Source organism: Polynucleobacter sp. QLW-P1DATA-2 (genome assembly GCF_001870365.1).
GTDB lineage: Bacteria > Pseudomonadota > Gammaproteobacteria > Burkholderiales > Burkholderiaceae > Polynucleobacter.
The window spans coordinates 471,022-492,014 of record NZ_LZMQ01000003.1; the positions used below are offsets into that span (position 1 = coordinate 471,022).

Annotated in this window: 18 protein-coding genes and 3 tRNA genes; 12 read left to right on the forward strand and 9 right to left on the reverse strand. The window is 45.5% G+C overall.

The genetic code is table 11. The annotated features are described in order from the left end of the window. The first annotated feature begins 107 nt into the window (after positions 1–107). The gene (locus A9236_RS04940; RefSeq protein WP_071465761.1) at positions 108–1,571 is read left to right on the forward strand and encodes a peptidylprolyl isomerase; all 1,464 of its coding nucleotides are present in this window, start codon (positions 108–110) and stop codon (positions 1,569–1,571) included. Positions 1,572–1,581: 10 nt separating this feature from the next. Here A9236_RS04940 and A9236_RS04945 read toward each other — a convergent pair whose 3' ends face one another. Further along, on the reverse strand, positions 1,582–2,238 hold the full coding sequence (locus A9236_RS04945; protein WP_083393503.1) for an arylesterase: 657 nt from the start codon (positions 2,236–2,238) through the stop codon (positions 1,582–1,584). Between the two features lie 2 nt (positions 2,239–2,240). On the opposite strand from A9236_RS04945, the gene A9236_RS04950 reads away from it, so the two are divergent. The 3 genes from A9236_RS04950 to A9236_RS04960 are packed head-to-tail and all read left to right on the forward strand — an operon-like array spanning position 2,241 to position 7,741. Beyond that, positions 2,241–2,915, forward strand: a complete 675-nt coding sequence (locus A9236_RS04950) for an ABC transporter ATP-binding protein (protein WP_071465762.1) — start codon at positions 2,241–2,243, stop codon at positions 2,913–2,915. Between the two features lie 21 nt (positions 2,916–2,936). Continuing rightward, positions 2,937–6,974, forward strand: coding sequence for a phosphoribosylformylglycinamidine synthase (gene purL, locus A9236_RS04955; protein ID WP_071465763.1), 4,038 nt, complete (start codon positions 2,937–2,939; stop codon positions 6,972–6,974). Next, a complete protein-coding gene (locus A9236_RS04960; RefSeq protein WP_236638707.1) occupies positions 6,974–7,741 on the forward strand; it encodes a spermidine synthase in 768 nt (255 codons plus the stop codon). The genes purL and A9236_RS04960 overlap by 1 nt, the downstream gene beginning before the upstream one ends. An 89-nt stretch (positions 7,742–7,830) precedes the next feature. On the opposite strand, the gene A9236_RS04965 is transcribed toward A9236_RS04960, so the two are convergent. The 3 genes from A9236_RS04965 to A9236_RS04975 form a co-directional block, all read right to left on the reverse strand. Next, positions 7,831–10,416 carry a bifunctional aconitate hydratase 2/2-methylisocitrate dehydratase gene (locus A9236_RS04965; protein WP_071465764.1) on the reverse strand — a complete coding sequence of 862 codons (2,586 nt, stop codon included), beginning with the start codon at positions 10,414–10,416 and terminating at the stop codon, positions 7,831–7,833. A gap of 189 nt (positions 10,417–10,605) precedes the next feature. Continuing rightward, positions 10,606–10,794: a superinfection immunity protein gene (locus tag A9236_RS04970; protein ID WP_071465765.1), complete on the reverse strand. Its 189-nt coding sequence runs from the start codon at positions 10,792–10,794 to the stop codon at positions 10,606–10,608. A gap of 4 nt (positions 10,795–10,798) precedes the next feature. After that, the gene (locus tag A9236_RS04975; protein ID WP_071465766.1) at positions 10,799–11,245 is read right to left on the reverse strand and encodes a DUF2147 domain-containing protein; all 447 of its coding nucleotides are present in this window, start codon (positions 11,243–11,245) and stop codon (positions 10,799–10,801) included. Positions 11,246–11,329: 84 nt separating this feature from the next. Between A9236_RS04975 and A9236_RS04980 the strand changes: the two genes are divergently transcribed. From A9236_RS04980 to ftsB, 4 genes are read left to right on the forward strand one after another with little or no spacing between them, the layout of a single operon-like run. After that, positions 11,330–12,991, forward strand: a complete 1,662-nt coding sequence (locus A9236_RS04980; RefSeq protein WP_071465767.1) for a CTP synthase — start codon at positions 11,330–11,332, stop codon at positions 12,989–12,991. A 9-nt stretch (positions 12,992–13,000) separates the two neighbouring features. Then, on the forward strand, positions 13,001–13,864 hold the full coding sequence (kdsA, locus tag A9236_RS04985; protein ID WP_071465768.1) for a 3-deoxy-8-phosphooctulonate synthase: 864 nt from the start codon (positions 13,001–13,003) through the stop codon (positions 13,862–13,864). Positions 13,865–13,913: 49 nt separating this feature from the next. Further along, positions 13,914–15,200 carry a phosphopyruvate hydratase gene (gene eno, locus A9236_RS04990; RefSeq protein WP_071465769.1) on the forward strand — a complete coding sequence of 429 codons (1,287 nt, stop codon included), beginning with the start codon at positions 13,914–13,916 and terminating at the stop codon, positions 15,198–15,200. 19 nt (positions 15,201–15,219) lie between these two features. Beyond that, complete coding sequence (gene ftsB, locus A9236_RS04995) at positions 15,220–15,525, forward strand: cell division protein FtsB (protein ID WP_071465770.1); 306 nt, start codon at positions 15,220–15,222, stop codon at positions 15,523–15,525. Positions 15,526–15,530: 5 nt separating this feature from the next. Here the strand turns inward: ftsB and A9236_RS05000 are convergent, their stop codons facing one another. Beyond that, the gene (locus A9236_RS05000; RefSeq protein ID WP_071465771.1) at positions 15,531–16,496 is read right to left on the reverse strand and encodes an Hsp33 family molecular chaperone HslO; all 966 of its coding nucleotides are present in this window, start codon (positions 16,494–16,496) and stop codon (positions 15,531–15,533) included. A gap of 64 nt (positions 16,497–16,560) precedes the next feature. On the opposite strand from A9236_RS05000, the gene gltX reads away from it, so the two are divergent. From gltX to A9236_RS05020, 4 genes are all read left to right on the forward strand, one after another. Beyond that, positions 16,561–17,958 (forward strand): glutamate--tRNA ligase, encoded by a 1,398-nt coding sequence (gltX, locus tag A9236_RS05005; RefSeq protein ID WP_071465772.1) that lies wholly within the window; start codon positions 16,561–16,563, stop codon positions 17,956–17,958. A 78-nt stretch (positions 17,959–18,036) separates the two neighbouring features. Then, positions 18,037–18,112, forward strand: a tRNA-Ala gene (locus A9236_RS05010). A gap of 35 nt (positions 18,113–18,147) precedes the next feature. Then, positions 18,148–18,223, forward strand: a tRNA-Glu gene (locus A9236_RS05015). 40 nt (positions 18,224–18,263) lie between these two features. Continuing rightward, positions 18,264–18,340: transfer RNA gene (locus A9236_RS05020), tRNA-Asp, on the forward strand. 61 nt (positions 18,341–18,401) lie between these two features. Here A9236_RS05020 and A9236_RS11270 read toward each other — a convergent pair. The 4 genes from A9236_RS11270 to A9236_RS05040 are packed head-to-tail and all read right to left on the reverse strand — an operon-like array spanning position 18,402 to position 20,974. Beyond that, a complete protein-coding gene (locus tag A9236_RS11270) occupies positions 18,402–18,842 on the reverse strand; it encodes a hypothetical protein (RefSeq protein WP_143070581.1) in 441 nt (146 codons plus the stop codon). Between the two features lie 19 nt (positions 18,843–18,861). Then, positions 18,862–19,254, reverse strand: coding sequence for a TolC family protein (locus A9236_RS11535; RefSeq protein ID WP_369821198.1), 393 nt, complete (start codon positions 19,252–19,254; stop codon positions 18,862–18,864). Continuing rightward, the gene (locus A9236_RS11275) at positions 19,170–20,090 is read right to left on the reverse strand and encodes a hypothetical protein (protein ID WP_071467802.1); all 921 of its coding nucleotides are present in this window, start codon (positions 20,088–20,090) and stop codon (positions 19,170–19,172) included. Before A9236_RS11275 ends, A9236_RS11535 begins: the two co-directional genes overlap by 85 nt. After that, positions 20,087–20,974 carry a carboxylesterase gene (locus tag A9236_RS05040; RefSeq protein ID WP_161485606.1) on the reverse strand — a complete coding sequence of 296 codons (888 nt, stop codon included), beginning with the start codon at positions 20,972–20,974 and terminating at the stop codon, positions 20,087–20,089. Before A9236_RS05040 ends, A9236_RS11275 begins: the two co-directional genes overlap by 4 nt. Between the last annotated feature and the right edge of the window lie 19 nt (positions 20,975–20,993).

A 20,993-nucleotide genomic window follows, 5' to 3' on the forward strand; every position in this document is an offset into this window, starting at 1 on the left:
GAAGCCTTTTCTTGGCTTTCTGGCAGTAAATTCCCTCCGCCTAGTAAACTCATGCTGTTCCGCGCTTTTTACCGCGCCATTACTAATATTTACTAGCGAATTTATTCATGTTCGATACCGTCCGTAAGCATCAAAAATTACTCCAGCTTGTGCTGATGTTATTCATCGTTCCATCCTTTGTAATGTTTGGGATTTCGAGCTACTCAGGCTTCATGGACAAAGAAACTGACTTGGTTAAGATAAACGGCAAACCTATTACTACCCAAGAAGTAGATAACGCTGCTAAGCGCCAAGCTGAAAGAGTTGGCGGCAATATGCAGATTGCTCAAAGCCTTCAATTTAGACAGGCCATTCTGAATGAATTACTTCAGCAACGTATTTTGGGTTTCGCTGTAATTAATCTTCGCCTTCAAGTTGGTAAAGAAGCTTTGATTAAGAGTTTGCAGGGTATCCCGCAAATTCGTGCCTTGTATCGCCAAGATGGCAGTTTTGATGATGCCCGTTTTAAACAATTACTTGCAAGCAATGGTTTAAATGAAGAGCAGTTCTATGCAAGTCAGGCATTTGATCTCAAGATTGGTCAGCTTGTTAATTCTGTCGCCCGAACTGAATTGGCTACACCAAAGCTCTCGGAAATTGTTTCCACTCTTTATGAAACTGAGCGTCAGGTTCAATCTTTGGCATTTGATGCCAAGGACTACCTCAATAAGGTCAACCCAAGTCAGGACGAGCTGCAAGCCTTTTACAACGCAAATGCCAAACTGTTCGAAATCCCGGAGTATGTCGACGTTGAGTACATCGTTCTCAAAGCCGACCCTAAAGAGGACGCTAAGGTATTTAGCGATAAGGCTGACCAGTTTGCCAACATTACTTATGACCAGTCTGACAGTCTGAAGCCTGCTGCTGATAAATTAAGACTCAGCATTCAGTCTCAAAAAGGCTTAACACGCGGTGGTGTAGCAGGCGTAGCGAAAGATCATCCGCTTTCTAACCCTAAGGTTATGCAGTCCTTGTTTAGTGATGAGGCTATTAAAAACAAACGGAATACCGAGGCAGTGCAAACAGCGCCAGGTGTTTTTGTATCTGCACGTGTGATTACTTTCCATCCTGCTCAGATCATGCCTTACAAAGATGTTGCTGCTGAAGTAAAACGTCAAGTTAGTCAACGTGCCGCCGAGAAATTAGCGGTTGCTGCTGCAGCTGAACGTTACAACGTATTGGAAAAGGATCCCAAAAGTTCCGCGGGCTTTGGTAATCCAATTTGGGTATCACGCAATAAGCCTGCGAATTTGATTGGCCCCGCATTAGATGATGTGATGTCTATCAATCCAGACAAATTCCCTGCGGTGGTTTCTATAAATAACCCAGGGGTAGGTGCCACCTTGTATCGGGTTGATCAAGTGCGTCAGCCTACCGGGGTGGATGACAAGATCCATAAGGCTCAGGCCCAGCAGATTCAAGCATTAGGGGCTCAATCAGAGTTTGCAAGTTTTATGGCCTACTGGCGTGATGCTGCAAGCGTTAAAGTAATTAATCCCTTAAAGCCACTTAACAGTGGCTCCGGAAGTTAACTGGGCATAGTTACTGCGCTTGAAGTAGTTTTTGATATGGGGCCAGAGCGCCCCATACGTTTTTAAAGAGAATGCTTTGTGCTGCAGTGTTTGGGTGAATATTGTCTGCCTGAAACAATTCTCTATTTGAAGCAATGCCTGCAAGAAAAAATGGCAGTAGCGCAACTCCCTCTTTACTGGCTAGGGCAGGGTACAGCTCCTTAAATTGTTTTGTATATTGCTGTCCGTAATTAGGCGGTATTTGCATGCCGAACAATAGAACCTTAGCCCCAGAGTCTTTACTTAATTGAATCATTTTGCGTAGATTCATGGTGGTTTGCTCCAGAGATAGGCCTCGTAAAGCATCATTTGCTCCTAGCTCTAATAAAACAATGCCAGGCTTTTTGGATTCCAATAAAGCAGGTAGTCGGTTGAGGCCGCCTGAACTGGTTTCACCACTAATACTGGCATTAAAGACGCTCCATGGGCTAGCTTGCTTTTGGAGCTGTACTTCTAGCAATTTGACCCAACCAGCACCTCTCGGGAGTCCGTATTCTGCCGAAAGGCTATCACCCATCACTAGGATGACAGGATTGGCATTGGCTACAGATGTAAATGGAATTAACAGGCAAAATAAGCCTGTAAGTAGCAATTCCTTAATTAAAAGGGTCAAGCGGTAACAATTCATTTATGAGTATTCCAGCAAGCGTATTAAGTGCAAATCATCTTGGCCAACAAGTTCTATCAAGCGATGGTGCTTTAACTATTTTGCACGACATTGGTTTTGATATTGCACAAGGCGAGAGCGTTGCCATTACTGGTGCCTCCGGGTCGGGAAAAAGCACCTTACTCGGCCTATTGGCCGGTTTAGATTTGCCAAGCTCTGGCAATGTCAGATTGATGGGACATGATCTAAATCAACTAGACGAGGATGGTCGGGCAAAGCTACGCGCAGCCCATGTGAGTTTTGTATTTCAATCCTTCCAACTGCTATCCCATTTAACAGCGCTTGAAAATGTCATGCTCCCAGCTCAACTGCTTGGTCGAAAAGACGTAAAAGAGGATGCTAGAGCCTGGCTGGAGCGTGTTGGGCTAATGGGGCGTCTCAATCATTTCCCTAAAACCCTTTCTGGAGGAGAGCAGCAACGCGTTGCCTTGGCAAGAGCCTTTATTACCAAACCTCAAATCCTTTTTGCTGATGAGCCGACGGGTAGTCTTGATGAGGCTAGTGGGGAGCGGGTTATTAAGCTCCTTTTTGAGTTAAATCAGGCCAGTCAATCCACTTTAGTCTTGGTCACCCATGATTCTGCCTTGGCCAGTCGGTGCCAACGGCAATTACATCTTCAGGGTGGGCGGCTGCTGTAGGCAAAACCTTATAATCTAGGGATGTCTTTTTTCCATTTTTTGCCAGGCGCAGATGCGCTTTCCTCCTTTCGTCAACAGCGACTTTTAGCCTCTTTAGCATCGCAAGGCGTGGCTCTAGAGTCTATCGAGGCTCAGTACTTACATTTCATTTGGTCTGAGCAGCAGCTGAGCACACAAAATCAAGAGGTGCTTGAAAGCCTTTTGACTTATGGCCAAGCTTTTGTCTCTAGTATTAGCCAAGGTAAATCTTGGTTTGGCAAAGGTTCGGGCGATATACAGGGAGCAATTGTTATTCCTCGCCTTGGAACCGTATCTCCATGGGCAAGTAAAGCAACAGATATTGCCCAGCAGTGCGGATTAAATGTATTGAGGGTTGAGCGCGGCGTTCAGTTTTCATGGAAGAGTAAAAAAGCGTTAAGCCCAGCCCAAACTCAATTGGTATTAAGTGCGATTCATGATCGAATGACAGAAGCTGTTATCGACTCAGTGGATGCTGCCAATGCGCTCTATCAGACTTTAGATGATCGTCCATTAACGCGCATACCTGTCTTAACAGAGGGTAGGGGTGCTTTAGACAAAGCCAATCAAGAATTAGGTCTCGCACTCTCTGATGATGAAGTTGCCTACCTTACCGAGAACTTCATTCGCTTGAAACGCAACCCCAGTGATGTAGAGCTGATCATGTTTGCGCAAGCTAATAGCGAACACTGTCGCCATAAGATTTTTAATTCCAGCTGGACCATTGATGGAGATGATCAAGAGCGTTCTTTGTTTGCCATGATTCGAAATACCCATCAACTGCAGCCAGAAGGTACGATTGTTGCTTATTCCGATAACTCAGCGGTGATGGTGGGTTGTGAATCAGAAACTTGGGTTCCCCAGGGAGCTGATCATCGCTATGAAAAAGCTACGCGTTTAGTCCATACCTTGATGAAGGTTGAAACTCATAATCACCCAACAGCAATAGCGCCTTTTCCAGGCGCCTCTACTGGAGCGGGCGGAGAAATTCGAGATGAGGGTGCTACTGGTATTGGCGGGCGTCCTAAAGCGGGTTTAACAGGCTTTTCAGTTTCAAACCTCAATATTCCTGGCACTGATCTTCCATGGGAGAGTGAGCAATACGGTAAGCCTGAGCGAATTGCCACACCTTTGCAAATCATGATTGATGGCCCGCTTGGTGGTGCTGCATTTAATAACGAATTCGGGCGCCCAATTTTGGGTGGTTACTTCCGTGTCTTTGAGCAAACATTAGAAGGCACACGGCGCGGTTATCACAAACCCATCATGATTGCGGGCGGTATCGGTAGTATTGACTCTATTCATACTGAGAAAAAGGCAATTCAGTCCGGTCACCTCTTAATTCAATTGGGCGGCCCTGGTATGCGTATTGGCATGGGTGGTGCAACAGGTAGTTCTGTTGCCACTGGCACCAACACTGCTGACTTAGATTTTGATTCTGTTCAACGTGGTAATCCAGAGATGGAACGTCGCGCACAAGAGGTCATCAATGCTTGCCGAGCACTAGGAGACAATAATCCAATCGTATCAATCCATGATGTTGGTGCAGGCGGTCTGTCTAATGCATTCCCGGAGTTAGCTGATGGAGCGGGTTTGGGAGCGAAGTTCAAGCTGCGCAGCATTCCTCTTGAAGAGAGTGGCATGAGCCCCGCAGAGATTTGGTGTAACGAATCTCAAGAACGTTATGTGCTGGCTATTGAGTCTAAGCATTTAGATTTATTCAAGTCTTTCTGTGAGCGTGAGCGTTGTCCGTTCGCAGTAGTTGGAGAGGCGACAACAGAGCGTCAGCTACAACTAGCCGACTCAAAGCAAGACGCGGGAACAGATGCTTCATTACCTATCAATATGCCGATGGAGGTATTGTTGGGTAAGCCACCACGGATGCATCGTGATGTAAAACGTGTGTCACAAGAATTTACTGAACTAGATGTTACCGATGCTGATTTAGCGCAATCAATTGCCTGGGTATTGCAACAGCCAACTGTTGCCAGCAAATCATTTTTGATCACGATTGGGGATAGAACGGTTGGGGGGTTAAATGCTCGCGATCAGTTCGTTGGCCCATGGCAAGTGCCTGTCGCAGATTGTGCGGTAACGCTAATGGATTACAAAGGCTATCGCGGTGAAGTGATGACTATGGGTGAGCGTACCCCAGTTGCCGTGATTGATGCCCCTGCAGCAGCGCGAATGGCGGTTGGTGAAGCCATTACGAACTTGCTTGCTGCCGATATTCGTCGCCTTGAGGATGTAAAACTCTCAGCAAACTGGATGGCTGCCTGCGGCGCTCCAGGTGAAGATGCTAAGTTATACGATTCTGTGAAAGCAGTTGGAATGGAATTGTGTCCAGCCCTAGGAATTTCGATTCCGGTAGGAAAAGACTCTTTATCGATGGCGACTGAATGGCGTGATGGTAGTCAAGCCAAGAAGGTTGTTTCACCAGTCTCTTTAATTATTTCCGCTTTTGCATCCGTACAAGATGTGCGTAAAACAGCTACTCCATTATTGAAGCTAAAAAATAATGATGGCTCAGCCTTAGAAACCGAATTGATCTTAATTGACCTGGGCCGTGGCAAAAATCGTATGGCTAGCAGTATCTTGGCCCAAGTTTTAAACCAATCAGGCAAAACAGCCCCCAATCTTGATAATCCTGAGGATCTCAAGGCGCTAGCTGCTGCCATTATCGAATTACGTAAAGAAAATAAATTGCTGGCCTACCATGATCGTTCTGATGGTGGCTTATTCGCTTGCGTTTCAGAAATGGCATTTGCTTCACATACCGGCGTATCTATCAATGTAGATATGATCGCGGCTGATGTTGGCCAAGAGGCTGACTATGGAGATGCCAAGAACTGGGCTCAGCAAGTTTCTGGTCGACGCCATGAGCAAACAATGCGCGCTCTCTTTAACGAAGAACTTGGAGCGGTAATACAAGTTCGCAGAGAGGATCGCGATGCCGTATTTGCGATCTTGCGTAAATTAGGTCTTAGCGCATTTAGCCATGTGATTGGTAAGCCCAATACGAATGGCCGCATCGAAATTTGGCGCGATGCGAAAAGCATTTTTGCAGAACCTCGTGAACTATTGCAAAAGATGTGGACTAATACGAGTTATCAAATTGCCCGTTTACGCGATAACCCGGTATGTGCTGACTCTGAATTCGGTCTTTTGGATAATTTATCTGATGCAGGAATGTCGCCTAAGTTGACCTTTGATCCTGCAGAAGATGTAGCGGCCCCATTTATATCAAAAAATGTTCGGCCCAAAGTGGCTATTTTGCGAGAGCAAGGCGTTAACTCTCATGTTGAGATGGCCTATGCTGTTAATTGGGCTGGATTTGACAGCTACGACGTTCATATGTCCGACTTGTTAAGCGGTAAAGCTAAGCTTGATGACTTCCGGGGCCTGATTGCGTGTGGTGGTTTTAGTTATGGTGATGTTCTCGGAGCCGGGGAGGGTTGGGCTAAGACGATTTTGTTTAATCAACAATTGCGCGATCAATTCTCTAGCTTCTTTAATCGTCAAGACAGCTTTGCATTAGGCGTTTGCAATGGTTGCCAGATGATGAGCAATCTCTCAGGAATTATTCCTGGCGCTGATGCATGGCCTAAATTTACCCGCAATCAATCAGAGCAATACGAGGCACGCTTAGTAATGGCTGAGGTTCTTGCTTCACCATCGATCTTTACTCAAGGCATGGAAGGCAGCCAGTTACCAACTGCCATTGCGCATGGTGAAGGCTTTGCAAACTTCAGTCAACAAGGTAATTTGGCGCAGATCGAGCAGCAAGGTTTATCTGCTTTGCGCTTTGTTGATCATCAGGGCAACCCGACTGAGATCTATCCATTAAATCCTAATGGCTCTCCAGGCGGTTTAACTGGGGTTACAACACCCGATGGCCGTTTTACGGTCATGATGCCGCATCCAGAGCGCGTTTTCCGGGCAACTCAGATGAGCTGGTGTCCTCCGGAATGGTTAGATACGCCAGATGGTGCAAGTCCTTGGTTGCGCTTATTCCGTAATGCACGTCGCTGGGCTAAATAATGTCATTTGCAATGGAGCCAGTGACCTTTTCAGAAAGCGGTGGTATTCGATATCTTCACTTCGGTAGTGAATTAATCCAAGGGGCAATGCGCATTCGTGACCCTGATGAAATCTACCTCGAATATAACCAGCAAATGATGGCTTGGCTTTTGTTCCTTGAAACGAAGCCCGGCATGAAAATTGCCCAGCTGGGTCTGGGCACTGGCGCGCTAACCAAATTTCAGCATCGCTATTGCCCGGCTGTAAAAACAACGGTTGTTGAGCTAAATCCCGCAGTAATAGTTGCTGCTAGATCGATGTTCTTCACCCCCGATGATGATCGTAGGCTCGAAACCTTGCAGATCGATGCAAAAACTTTTGTGAAGTCAGTCAAAAATAAGAACCAATATGATGCTGTACAAGTCGACTTGTATGATGCGATTTGTGATGGCCCAGTTGCCAGTTCTTTAGAATTTTATAAGGGCTGCTATGACATTCTGAAGGGTCCAGGCGTCATGACGGTAAACCTATTTTCACGTCACAAGAGCTTTGATATCAATCTTCAGAATATCTGCGAAGCCTTTGGCAATCGTGTACTGCTATTTCCAGAATCTCATGACTGTAACGTTGTTGCAATTGCTTTTAAGGGCTCTAAATTAGAGGCTGAATGGAAAGAGGTAGTTAAGCGTGCTAAATTGATTTCCGATAAGACTGGCCTGCCAACTAATAAATGGGTATCGGGCATTAGTCGTGAAAATGCCCGACAAGAAAATAAACTCTCTATTTAGTTCTTCGAACAAGCAGATAAAGAAAAAGGCGACCAATTGATCGCCTTTTTTGTTGCCCACTCCACTGCTGAAATGGGAAGTCTTTTGCTTTACACCGTTACAGTATCAGCAACATCGCTAAATGACTTGAGTTTGTCAAAGCTCATGTATTTATAAACTTCACCAGACTTAGCATCGAGCGCTTTCACTTGCTCCAAGTATTCAGCAGGGGTTGGTAGACGGCCTAAAAGAGCTGCTACAGAGGCCAATTCAGCAGAAGCTAGATATACGCGTGTATCAATTCCTAAGCGGTTAGGGAAGTTACGTGTTGAGGTAGATACAGCTGTTGAACCTTTGCGGATCTGCGCTTGGTTACCCATGCAGAGTGAGCAACCTGGGCTCTCCATACGAGCACCAGCTGCGCCCAACATGCCGTAGTAGCCTTCTTCCATCAAGACCATAGCATCCATCTTGGTAGGAGGAGCTACCCATAGACGGGTTGGCATATCTTTTTTGCCTTGCAAAACCTGACCGGCAGCACGGAAGTGACCGATATTTGTCATGCAAGAGCCGATAAACACCTCATCAATCTTGTCGCCAGCAACTTCAGACAATATTTTCACATCATCTGGATCGTTAGGGCAGGCCAGAATAGGTTCTTTGATTTCATCGATATTGATTTCAATGATTTCCGCATAGTCAGCATTTGCATCTGGCTGGAGCAATTGTGGGTTTGCAATCCAAGCTTCCATGGCTTTGATACGACGACCAAGGGTGCGCTTGTCTTCATAGCCATTAGCAATCATCCACTTCATCAAAGTGATATTCGATTGCATGTACTCAATGATTGGCTCTTTATTCAGGTGAACTGTACAGCCACCAGCAGAACGCTCAGCAGATGCATCAGATAGTTCAAATGCTTGCTCAACTTTGAGATCAGGCAAGCCCTCGATTTCAAGAATGCGGCCTGAGAAAATATTCTTCTTGCCTTGTTTCTCAACAGTTAACAAACCTCGCTTGATGGCATACAGCGGAATAGCATTGACTAAGTCACGCAAAGTGATGCCAGGTTGCATTTTGCCTTTAAAGCGAATCAATACTGACTCGGGCATATCTAATGGCATAACGCCAGTAGCTGCTGCAAAGGCAACAAGTCCTGAACCAGCAGGGAAAGAGATGCCAATAGGGAAGCGAGTATGACTATCGCCACCGGTGCCACAAGTATCTGGGAGGAGTAAGCGATTTAGCCAGCTATGGATAACACCATCACCCGGACGCAATGCCACACCACCACGATTAGTCATGAAGGGTGGTAATTCATGTTGGGTGCGGATATCGACAGGCTTTGGATAAGCAGAGGTGTGACAGAAAGATTGCATTACTAGGTCAGAAGAGAAGCCCAAGCAAGCCAGGTCTTTCAATTCATCACGAGTCATAGGGCCGGTAGTATCTTGTGAACCAACGGTAGTCATGCGTGGTTCGCAGTAAGTTCCCGGACGAACACCTTGACCCTCTGGCAATCCACAGGCGCGACCAACAATCTTTTGCGCCAAGCTGAAACCTTTTTTGTTGTCTGGAGGACTCACCGGTAGGCGGAACTCTGTAGAAGCAGGTAAGCCTAGTGCTGCACGAGCCTTGGCAGTTAAGCCACGACCCACGATCAAAGGAATACGACCACCGGCACGCACTTCATCCAAAATTACAGGAGATTTAAGTGAGAAGGTGGTGATCTCTTGACCATTCTTAAATACTTTACCTTCGTATGGACGTAGCTCAATTTCATCGCCCATATTCATTTGAGATACATCTAATTCAATTGGCAATGCGCCTGAATCTTCCATGGTATTAAAGAAGATTGGTGCAATGTTTCCGCCAAGACAGACGCCACCAAAGCGCTTGTTAGGAACAAAGGGAATATCTTGACCAGTCCACCAAAGCACGGAGTTAGTAGCAGACTTACGTGAAGAGCCTGTGCCAACAACATCACCGACGTAAGCAATTTGATTGCCTTTTTTCTGTAGTGCAGCAATTTGTTTCATGGGGCCACGAACACCAGATTCATCTGGTTCGATACCAGGACGAGGGTTCTTGAGCATGATCGTTGCATGCAATGGAATATCAGGACGACTCCATGCATCTGGTGCAGGTGAGAGGTCATCAGTGTTGGTTTCGCCTGTCACCTTAAATACAGTGAGCTTCATGCTCTCAGGTACAGCAGGGCGGCTTGTAAACCACTCTGCGTCAGCCCAACTCTTCATCACAGCTTTAGCATTGGCATTGCCTTTTTCTGCCAACTCATGAACATCATTGAAATAATCAAACATCAAGAGAGTTTTCTTAAGGGCTTCTGCTGCAACTGAGCCACACTCGGCATCAGTTAATAACTCAACTAATGGTTTGATGTTGTATCCACCGAGCATGGTGCCCAGTAATTCGGTTGCTTTTATGCGGGAAATTAAAGGAGACTTTTCTGTTCCTTTTGCAACCGCATCTAAAAATTCTGCTTTTACCTTGGCGGCTTCATCTACACCGGCTGGAACGCGATTGGTGATGAGTTCAACCAAATCAGCCTCTTTGCCTGCAGGCGGGCTTTTTAGTAACTTTACTAATTCAGCGGTTTGATCCTTGGTTAAAGGAAGGGCTGGGATGCCGAGAGCTGCACGTTCTGCAACTTGGGCGTTATAGGCTTCTAACATGGTGTTTCCTATGAGGTAAAAGTGATCAATAGAAAGGCCAAAAGGGCATTTTCACCCGATTTGCTCGATTATAGTTACTAAATTAAGTCTTATATAAGAGTTTAAACCCTAAGGGTTATTTATACAAATAACTTGCCTATAAATTAGGCAAGTTCAATCAACAGGGATAAAAAAGGGGGGCAATATTGCCTAGATGACCTGTTCTTCCTTAAGCGCCCAAACAAGCGCAACAACCCAGCCAATGAGAGACCAGCCCAAAAAGAGGTTTAACGCGAATATAGCCCCGGTATTACTACGCTTCTTGTTATATGCAATGGCAAATGGGAGAAAGTAAAAGAGGGACAGCAGGGTGATAAGGACCGAAAAAAACAGGCGCATTTAGTTACCTTTCACGAATCCAGGTTTGGGTCCTGCCCAGCAAGGGTATGCCGATATAGGCCCTTAGATCTAATTTACTGCCCTGATCTTTCAATTTCATCTCGGCTCGATAGATTTCGCCGTCATCGGGATCCAATATTTGGCCGCCAGTGTAGCTGTCACCAGTCTTTTTAAGTCCTGCAAGTATCTCCATGCCAAGAACGGACTTTCCCTTGCGGGAATCGGAGCACTTTTCACAGGTTTGCAGAGCGTTTGGATCCAATAATTTGGTAATAACACCGGAAAAAAGACCATTTTTTTCTGTAATCAGAATAATTGCCGCTGGTTGATTGGTATCGTCATCAAATGTCTTCCATGTACCCGCAATGGAGTCCATGCTTTGTGATGAGGCTACTTGTGAAGCTAGGCTTAAAAAGCTGGCGGTAAATAGGAAAAGTAGCGATTTTTTCATATATTTAAACAATATTACCCTTTTTGTTTTGCTTTGCTAGCTATGGCTATCGTTATAATTACTTTTTCCAACAGAGCTTAAGCGATGACCAAATACGTTTTTGTCACTGGCGGTGTGGTTTCTTCTTTAGGGAAAGGAATCGCAGCTGCCTCGCTTGCCGCGATTCTTGAATCCCGCGGCCTGAAAGTCACCCTCCTAAAATTAGACCCCTATATCAACGTTGACCCGGGCACAATGAGCCCCCTTCAGCACGGCGAAGTATTTGTTACTGAAGATGGAGCCGAGACCGATTTGGATTTGGGTCACTATGAGCGCTTCGTTTCTGCGAAGATGCGCAAAAGCAATAACTTCACTACTGGACAGATTTATGAATCTGTTATCAGCAAAGAGCGTCGTGGTGAATACCTTGGCAAAACTGTGCAAGTCATCCCGCACATCACGAATGAAATCCAGGCGTTTGTTGAACGTGGCGCAAAAGCCAGTCACGATGGTAATGCTGACATTGCTATTTGTGAAATTGGTGGAACAGTGGGTGATATCGAGTCCCTCCCTTTTTTAGAGGCCGCGCGCCAGATGAGTTTGCGCCTTCCTCAGCACAGTTGTGCCTTTGTACACCTGACTTTGGTCCCATTTATCAGTAGCGCCGGCGAGCTGAAGACAAAGCCAACACAGCACTCAGTTCAAAAGTTACGCGAGATCGGTATCATGCCGACCGTATTGCTATGCCGTGCTGATCGCCCAATACCGGATGATGAACGTGCGAAGATTTCTCTCTTTTCTAATGTTCGCGAAGAAGCAGTTATTTCTGTGTGGGATGTTGACACTATTTATAAGATTCCAGAAATGCTCCAAGCGCAAGGCATGGATGATTTGATTTGCCGTGAATTGCAAATTAATGCCAAGCCTGCTGATCTTTCTGTATGGGCTAAGTTAGTTTATGAGCTAGCCAACCCAAAACATGAAGTCACGATAGGAATGGTTGGCAAGTATGTTGAGCTAACTGAGTCTTATAAATCATTAATTGAAGCATTGCGTCATGCGGGTATTCATACGCATACTCGCGTTAACATTAATTACATTGATTCAGAAGTAATCGAAAAAGACGGCGTGGCTTGCCTTGAAAAGCTCGACGCTATTTTGGTTCCTGGTGGTTTTGGTAAACGCGGTACTGAGGGTAAGATTGCAGCCATTAGATATGCACGCGAAAATCAAGTGCCTTACTTGGGTATTTGCTTAGGTATGCAGCTTGCTGTCATTGAATTTGCACGTCATGTAGCCAATATTGCACAAGCTAATAGTACTGAATTTGATCCTGAAACTGAGAGTCCAGTCGTTGCGTTGATTACGGAGTGGCTAGATAGAGAAGGTCGCGTTGAGAAACGCAACAATGATTCTGATATGGGTGGAACGATGCGCTTGGGATCACAACGCTGCCCAGTAAAGACAAATACCTTGGCTCACCGAATTTATGGTGCAGAAGTAAATGAACGCCATCGTCATCGCTATGAAGTAAACAATCTCTATGTGCCTAAGCTTGAGCAGTCCGGCCTAATTATTTCCGCAAGAACGCCCAATGAATCTTTGCCGGAGATGATGGAGCTTCCTGAGTCAATGCATCCTTGGTTTTTTGGAGTGCAATTTCACCCAGAGTTCACGTCTACACCGCGTGACGGTCATCCATTGTTCTCCGCCTTTATCAGCGCGGCACTTGCCCATCAAGATGCAGCGTTAAAGCAGGTTGCTTAAGGAGAGGTTATGAGCACGTTTAAGCTTTGTGGTTTTGATGTTGGCCTAGACCATCGCTTTTTTCTGATAGCAGGCCCTTGCGTTATCGAATCTGAGCAGTCCGCAATTGATATTGCGGGTGAGTTAAAGGAAATTACCGCCGCATTAAAGATCCCTTTCATCTACAAATCTTCCTTTGATAAGGCCAATCGCTCATCTGGAACGTCATTTCGTGGGCTCGGAATGGAAAAGGGTCTTGAGATTTTGGCTAAGGTTAAAAGACAAGTGGGCGTTTCGGTTTTAACGGATGTGCATGACATCAGTGAAATTTCTGCAGTAGCTGAAGTGGTTGATGTTTTACAAACACCAGCGTTCTTATGCAGGCAAACTGACTTTATTCGCGCTTGCGCGCAAAGTGGCAAGCCAGTGAATTTCAAAAAAGGACAGTTTCTGTCGCCACATGAAATGCTCAACGTTATCGATAAGGCAAGAGCCGCTGCAGTAGAAAAAAATCTGCCAGACCAGTTTATGGTTTGTGAGCGTGGAGCTTCATTTGGTTATAACAATTTAGTTTCTGATATGCGTAGCCTAGCCATTCTGCGTGAGTCTAACGCTCCAGTGGTATTTGATGCGACCCATTCCGTTCAATTGCCTGGTGGTCAAGGCACTGCTAGCGGAGGTCAACGTGAGTTTGTTCCCGTTTTAGCTAGAGCGTCAGTGGCAGTTGGTATTAGCGGCTTATTTATGGAAACGCACCCAGATCCAGCCAAAGCATTGTCCGATGGGCCTAATGCTGTACCCCTGAATCGGATGAAGGAGTTGTTGGAATCTCTCGCAGCAATTGATTCAGTCGTTAAGTCGAGCGGTTCTTTTCTGGAAAATAGTTTTAAGTAATTGAGTTTTGAGTTAGACCCCATTTCATATTGTTTTAAGGAGAAGGTGCATGAGCGCCATTGTTGACATCATCGGTAGAGAAGTTTTAGATTCACGCGGAAATCCAACTGTAGAGTGCGACGTATTGCTCGAATCAGGCGTAATGGGTCGTGCCGCAGTTCCATCCGGTGCCTCGACGGGTTCACGCGAAGCCATTGAATTACGTGATGGGGATAAATCTCGCTACTTAGGTAAAGGTGTTTTGAAGGCCGTTCAAAATATCAATGTAGAGATTGCTGAAACAATTCTGGGTTTAGATGCTAGTGAACAAGGTTTCTTAGATCACACCTTAATTGAGCTCGATGGCACACATAACAAGGCAAGATTAGGTGCGAACGCTACCTTAGCAGTGTCTATGGCCGTTGCGAGGGCTGCAGCTGAAGAGGCAGGTTTGCCTTTGTATCGCTACTTTGGCGGCTCTGGTGGTATGCAGCTACCGGTCCCAATGATGAACATCGTCAATGGCGGTGCTCATGCCAATAACAGCTTAGACATTCAAGAATTTATGGTGATGCCGGTTGGCGCTCAAAACTTCCGCGATGCCTTGCGTTGTGGTGCAGAAATCTTTCATGAACTCAAAAAGATTCTTGGAGCGCAAGGAATGCCAACGACTGTTGGTGATGAAGGGGGCTTTGCGCCAAACTTTAAGAGTAATCACGAGTGTTTACAAACGATCATGAAGGCGATTGAAGGCGCTGGATACCAAGCTGGCGAGGACGTTATCCTAGCTCTTGATTGTGCTGCTAGCGAGTTCTATAAAGACGGCAAATACCATCTTTCTGGCGAAGGCTTACAACTATCCTCAAGTGAATTTTCAGACTATCTTGGCAACTTAGCCGATCAATTCCCGATCGTCTCTATTGAAGACGGTATGCACGAAAGTGACTGGGATGGTTGGGCTGACATTACTCAGAAGTTAGGCAAGAAGATCCAGTTGGTAGGCGATGATCTATTCGTGACCAACACTCGCATTCTTAAAGAGGGCATTGAAAAAGGTATTGCCAATTCCATCTTGATTAAGATTAATCAGATCGGCACCTTGACCGAAACCTTTGCTGCTATTGAGATGGCAAAACGCGCTAATTACACAGCGGTAATTTCCCATCGCTCTGGTGAAACAGAAGACAGCACTATTGCTGATATCGCTGTTGGTACAAATGCAGGTCAAATTAAGACTGGATCACTTTCACGGTCTGATCGAATTGCTAAATACAATCAATTATTACGAATTGAGGAAGATTTGGGTGATGTTGCTACCTATCCAGGTAAATCTGTCTTTTACAACCTCAAGCGTTAAGTAAGCATCTTAAAGAGCTATGCGTATTGTTATTTACTCCATGCTGGTATTGCTGATTGCAATCCAGTACCCACTTTGGTTGGGTAAGGGTGGGTGGCTTAAGGTCTATGAAATGGAGAAGCAGGTAGAGCTCCAAGAGGCAAAGAATAGCCTCTTGGCGCTTCGCAATGCCAAGCTAGAGGGTGATGTAAAAGATTTAAAGGACGGTACGCGTGCAATAGAGGAGCGTGCCCGGGTTGAGCACGGCCTTATCAAAGAAGGGGAATTCTTTGTGCAAATATTGCCCGCAGAAAAATCTACTACAACGCCTGCTACAAAGCAGTAAATTGCTCAGTGGCCGCTAGATGGGGGTCTAGTAGCGTCACTTAATAAATCCGTTTTAAACACTTGCAGACAATCAACAGCATCAAATCGATAAGGTTTGGCGCAGAAATCACAGATTGTTTCAACGGCACCTTGCTCTGCCAAGATACTTTGCACCTCTTCTTCACCTAACATTCTGAGAACATCGGCAACTTTTTTGCGTGAACAACTGCAGGCAAAGCGAATAGGGCGTGCCGGAAAGCTCCGAACACCATTCTGAGTAGATTCTTCCAGAAATAAGCGACGCAGAATCGTATCTGGCGGCAAGGTTAATAACTCATCATCGGTAATCGTTTCGCCAAGGGTTCGAATTCGCGACCAGCCTTCAGCGGCAACTTGAGGGTCCAACTGAGAATGCCCACCGGAATTTGGAAGGCGCTGAAGCAATAAACCGCCAACGTTTTTATCGTTCGATGCAAGCCAAATCCGGGTATCAAGTTGCTCTGAATTTTGCATATAGAGTGCAATAGCTTCGGCAGCACTGGATACGGGTTTAATAAGCCCCCCTTGGTGATCTTGAAGGGCAACTATCCCCTGGTAGGGCGGTTGCCCTGGTTCGCGGTCTGCTGGGTCTAAGGTGATTACGAGCCTGCCCGAGTTACTGGCATCCAGAAGCTCACCTAAAGAGGTGTTATCAGCGATTTCAGAAGGATCTACAGAGAGCTTTACCGTAGCTCGCATCGATAAATCGGATTTGCATTCCACGACGAGTAGTTGGATTGGGCCTTTGCTTTGAGCTTGAATGATTAAAGTCCCATCAAACTTAAGGCTGGCACTTAAAAGGGTCGCCGCACCCACAAAATCACCCAGGATCTTCGTCACAGCAGGGGGGTCATTGCGACGCTCCAAAACAGCCTGCCAGGCGGAACCAATGGAGACAATTTCCCCGCGAACCGGGGCGCCATCACACATAAATACAAGTAATTCATTCATAGTTGAAAGTATCCACTTTTTTTGAATTTACTGTCGATTTGCCTGACCTGAGATAATAGTTCCTATGCATATTCGTACACGTTTCGCCCCAAGTCCCACGGGCTTTATACATCTGGGAAATCTACGCAGCGCTCTTTATCCCTGGGCTTTTGCTCGGCACAATAAAGGCGATTTTATTTTGCGTATTGAGGATACCGATGTGGAGAGATCCACTCAAGAGGCTGTTGATGTCATTATCGAAGGCATGGCTTGGTTAGGTATGGATATTGATGAAGGCCCAATCTACCAAATGCAGCGGATTGATCGTTATCGCGAGGTAATCAAGCAAATGCTAGATTCCGGTCTCGCATACCCATGCTACATGAGCGAGGATGAACTGAATAAGCTCCGCGATCAACAGATGGCTAATAAAGAAAAGCCGCGATATAACGGGCTATGGAGACCCGAGCCAGGCAAAACATTGCCACCCGTTCCCGAGGGAGTATTGCCGGTGATTCGTTTTAAGAATCCAATTGGCGGCTCAGTTGTATGGGAGGACGCTGTTAAAGGTCGTATAGAAATTTCAAATGACGAGTTGGATGACTTGGTTATTGCAAGGCCAGACGGCACTCCAACCTACAACTTTTGCGTTGTCGTAGATGATGTAGACATGCAAATCACTCATGTAATTCGAGGTGATGATCATGTGAACAATACTCCTCGACAAATTAATATTATGAAGGCCTTAGGCGGTACGCCGCCTATATATGCCCATCTACCTACAGTTCTCAATGATGCTGGTGAAAAGATGAGTAAGCGCAATGGCGCAATGAGTGTGCGCGACTATCAAAAATCAGGTTACCTGCCAGAAGCCATCTTGAATTATTTAGCTCGTCTCGGTTGGTCACATGGTGATGCGGAAGTATTTACCAAAGAGCAGTTTGTAGACTGGTTTGATTTAGACAGCCTAGGAAGATCACCAGCTCAACATAATCCCGAAAAGCTGCTTTGGCTAAATCACCAATACATTCAGAATGCAGACCCTGTCAAATTAGCTGAAGCTACAAAGCCATTCGCACATGAGTTAGGTATTGACACTGAGAATGGCCCAAACTTTACTCAAGTAGTAGCCTTGCTAAAAGATCGTGCGAACACCTTGATTGAAATTGCAGAGGGAGCCAAGCTATTTTATTTACCTGCACCCACATTAAACGCGGAACAGATTACTGCAAATATTCCGCAGACAATCATTCCCGCATTAAAAGATTTAATTGCAGCCATTCGTAATGCTGAACCCACTAAAGAAGCTTATGCGGCAGCATTTAAGCAAGTTTTAGCTGCCCATCAAATCAAAATGCCAGCGCTAGCCATGCCAGTTCGCTATGCATTATTTGCAACAACACAGACCCCAGCCATTGATTCTGTATTGGTAGTGCTAGGTAAAGAGGAGGCCGTAAATAGGCTTTCTAAGGTGGTCGCATAGCCAATTTGCTTAGTTGTACAAAAATAGGCTAAAATCTTGGATTGTTTTGAGTGTCTTGTAGTTTTATTGCGAGATTTCGGGGGTATAGCTCAGCTGGGAGAGCGCTTGCATGGCATGCAAGAGGTCAGCGGTTCGATCCCGCTTATCTCCACCAAGCATTTAAAATAAAGCAGTTTTGTAGTAGTCCAGGTCCCCATCGTCTAGAGGCCTAGGACATCACCCTTTCACGGTGAGTACGGGGGTTCGAATCCCCCTGGGGACGCCAATAATTTTGGTTGCAGTAAAAGTGTTACTCGATGTAATTTGGAGCGGTAGTTCAGTTGGTTAGAATATCTGCCTGTCACGCAGAGGGTCGCGGGTTCGAGTCCCGTCCGTTCCGCCATATTCATTAAAAAAGCCCTTCGCTTGAAGGGCTTTTTTATTTGGTACTTCTAATCTGAAATCTATTGCCCTGTTGGGGTTGGGCTAATGTAATTGCCGCTATCAGTTGGACCGCCACTATTAGCAGTTTGTAATGAGCCTTTTTCGCCATCTGAAGCCCTTGGGGTTGATCCGCTTGGAGTGGTTGTGTTCAGGGTCTTATTGAGACTAGAAGATGAGCTGGCCGGTTTTACACTCGTTGCACTAACGGCTGTGCTTGGCTTGGCGGTTGTAATTGGGCTGGTCGTTGCTTTGCTCACTGTTGTGATAACGGAGGTTGTCGTGGCTTTAGTTGCGGTTGAAGCTGCGGTCTTAGCTGCAGCGGCATTTTGGGTGCTTGTCTTAGTAGATGCAATCACCGCAGCAGTTGTTGATGTTGGGGTTGTTGCAAAAATTGAGGGGCTTGAAACAATCAAATTGGATGAAAGCAGGGCGAGAACCCATTTTTTGTAATTTATTTTCATAAACACCTCCAAATACCGCTCAATTTAGGTTCGGGACCTCAAAATTACCGCTAAGTCTTTGCAATAGTATCAGTGTTTTAGCGTGGACAGTTCTAGCATCAATCAGCTCATATTCTGCATCTCTAAAATTGATTAAACCTTGGATGCTGCTCATTTTTCTATTGCTAGCCTGTGTATAGGCATTATTTGCCTTAATGAGGCGTTCCTTGGTTGATTCGTACTGCAAAAAGGTTTGATTAATTTCGGTGACAATTTTGGTTTTAGTTGAAGCTAAATTTAACTCTTGCTCCGTCAAAGAATTGACGGCTGAAGTGACGTCAGAGTTATCTACAAAACCATTGCCAAGGGGGGTACTGAAAGCAAAAAGGTCACTGACTGTTGAGCGCCATAGGGTTGTCCACCAGAAGAATATGAGGGTGTTTGGTTGTAATAAACGCCTGGTAAAAAGTCTACGTTTCTGTTTGCTTTGACAAGCTCTAAATTGGATGATGCGCTTTCGAGAGAAGCCTGATTTGTTAATAAATCAGTTCTACTGCCTTGGGCCTTTGCAATTAAATCGTTCACCTTAAAATCCTGGGGCGCTATATTTAGTGTGCCAAGAGGTAAGGGTAACTGACGATCGTGATCATTCGTAAAGTTCATCAAGCCATAGGAATAAAACTTCAAATCATTGCTGAGAACTTTTTGCGCCGATAAAAACTCCGTCTTATATTGATTTACATTACTTGTTCGAAAGGATCCTAAACCATCAATAGCGGATTGATAGGATTGCCATAGAAGCTTGGTGCGAAGTGCATCTATGTAGCCAAATATGGCTTGAGTTTCGACATTTCGACTTTCATTTACCATTTCAGCCATTTGTCGGTTAGCCTCAGCTCGAGCATGAGCCTCTCTAGCAGATCGTTTGCCCCATCCTTCAACAGTAACTGTTGCTCCTAAAGTATTGGATGCTGGGTTGCTATAACCGCTATAAGGTGCCTGTGTATAAATGCTACCTCGAGCGTAGGTCAGTATGGGACTTAAATGGGGCATTCCAGCCTGCTCGGCAACTGAAAGGGCTGAGTCAGAACTTAATTTTCGTGATTTTATTGAGGCGTTTTTCTCATTTACCTCTGCAATATAAACACCCAATGATATTGGCTGGTATTGAGTGTCAGTTGATTTAAATGGAGCAAGAGTTTGACCGCTCGCCTGATTAGTCAAAACCCAAACAAGCGCAACGACGAAGCCAAAGGTTTGAAAGCTCATGGCCTAAAAAAATCACCACGATTTTTAATGATTAGTTGAGGCGTCTCTAGATTGAGGTCTTCAATTAATGCAGATTTTTCAATTGAGAGCCTTATGAAACTACTGACTTCGTTGGCTACAATCTCGCGCTCGTTATCCACGGTAATCATGTGATAAGAGTTCCCCAGCCATATAACTCTGCAAGTTTCTGAGGAGATTGCCTTTTGAATCATGTCAGGATTTTTTGGGGAGGCTGTTTCATCATCAATGGCATGAATAATCAGCGTATCAGCAACAATGTCTGCTAATCCCTTCTTAGAAGCCTTAATTAACTCTAAGGACTGAAAAAGATGTTTAGCCGGTAGATGTGCCGCTCCTAATTCGCTGACTGAGTTGGCTTGGACTGCTTTTTGAATATGGCGGCGCAACTCTTTATTTTTTACTCCAAAGGGTTCTCTTTCTTGGTAGTGCCAATTACGGAAACCAAGTCGAACCGCAAGGGTAAGTAGTGGGTAGTACCAAGGTACTGACCAACCGTCAAACAGCATTACTGGTGACAGTAAGCAAAGAGATTTAATTGTATTTTTTCGACTTGCCACTGCAAGGGCGAGGGTAGCGCCCATGCTCAAGCCAACTAAAGAAACTGATGCATGATCTGTCTCCAGATCTGTCACAAACTGCTCTACAGTTTCGATCCAGTTTTCATAGCCTGTGATTCCGGTATGGGCTGAATAACCTTGAACGCGTGGAATAGCATAAGTAATATTGGATTGACGGAGTAAACGGGGGATTACGCCCATTTCTAGTTCCGAGCCGCATAAACCGGGCAATAAAACTACTGCATGTCCCGTACTACCTTGATAGAATGTCTCGTATCGTTCTGGCTGGTCTATTAGTGACTTCATTTTGTTCTTCAAAACCTTT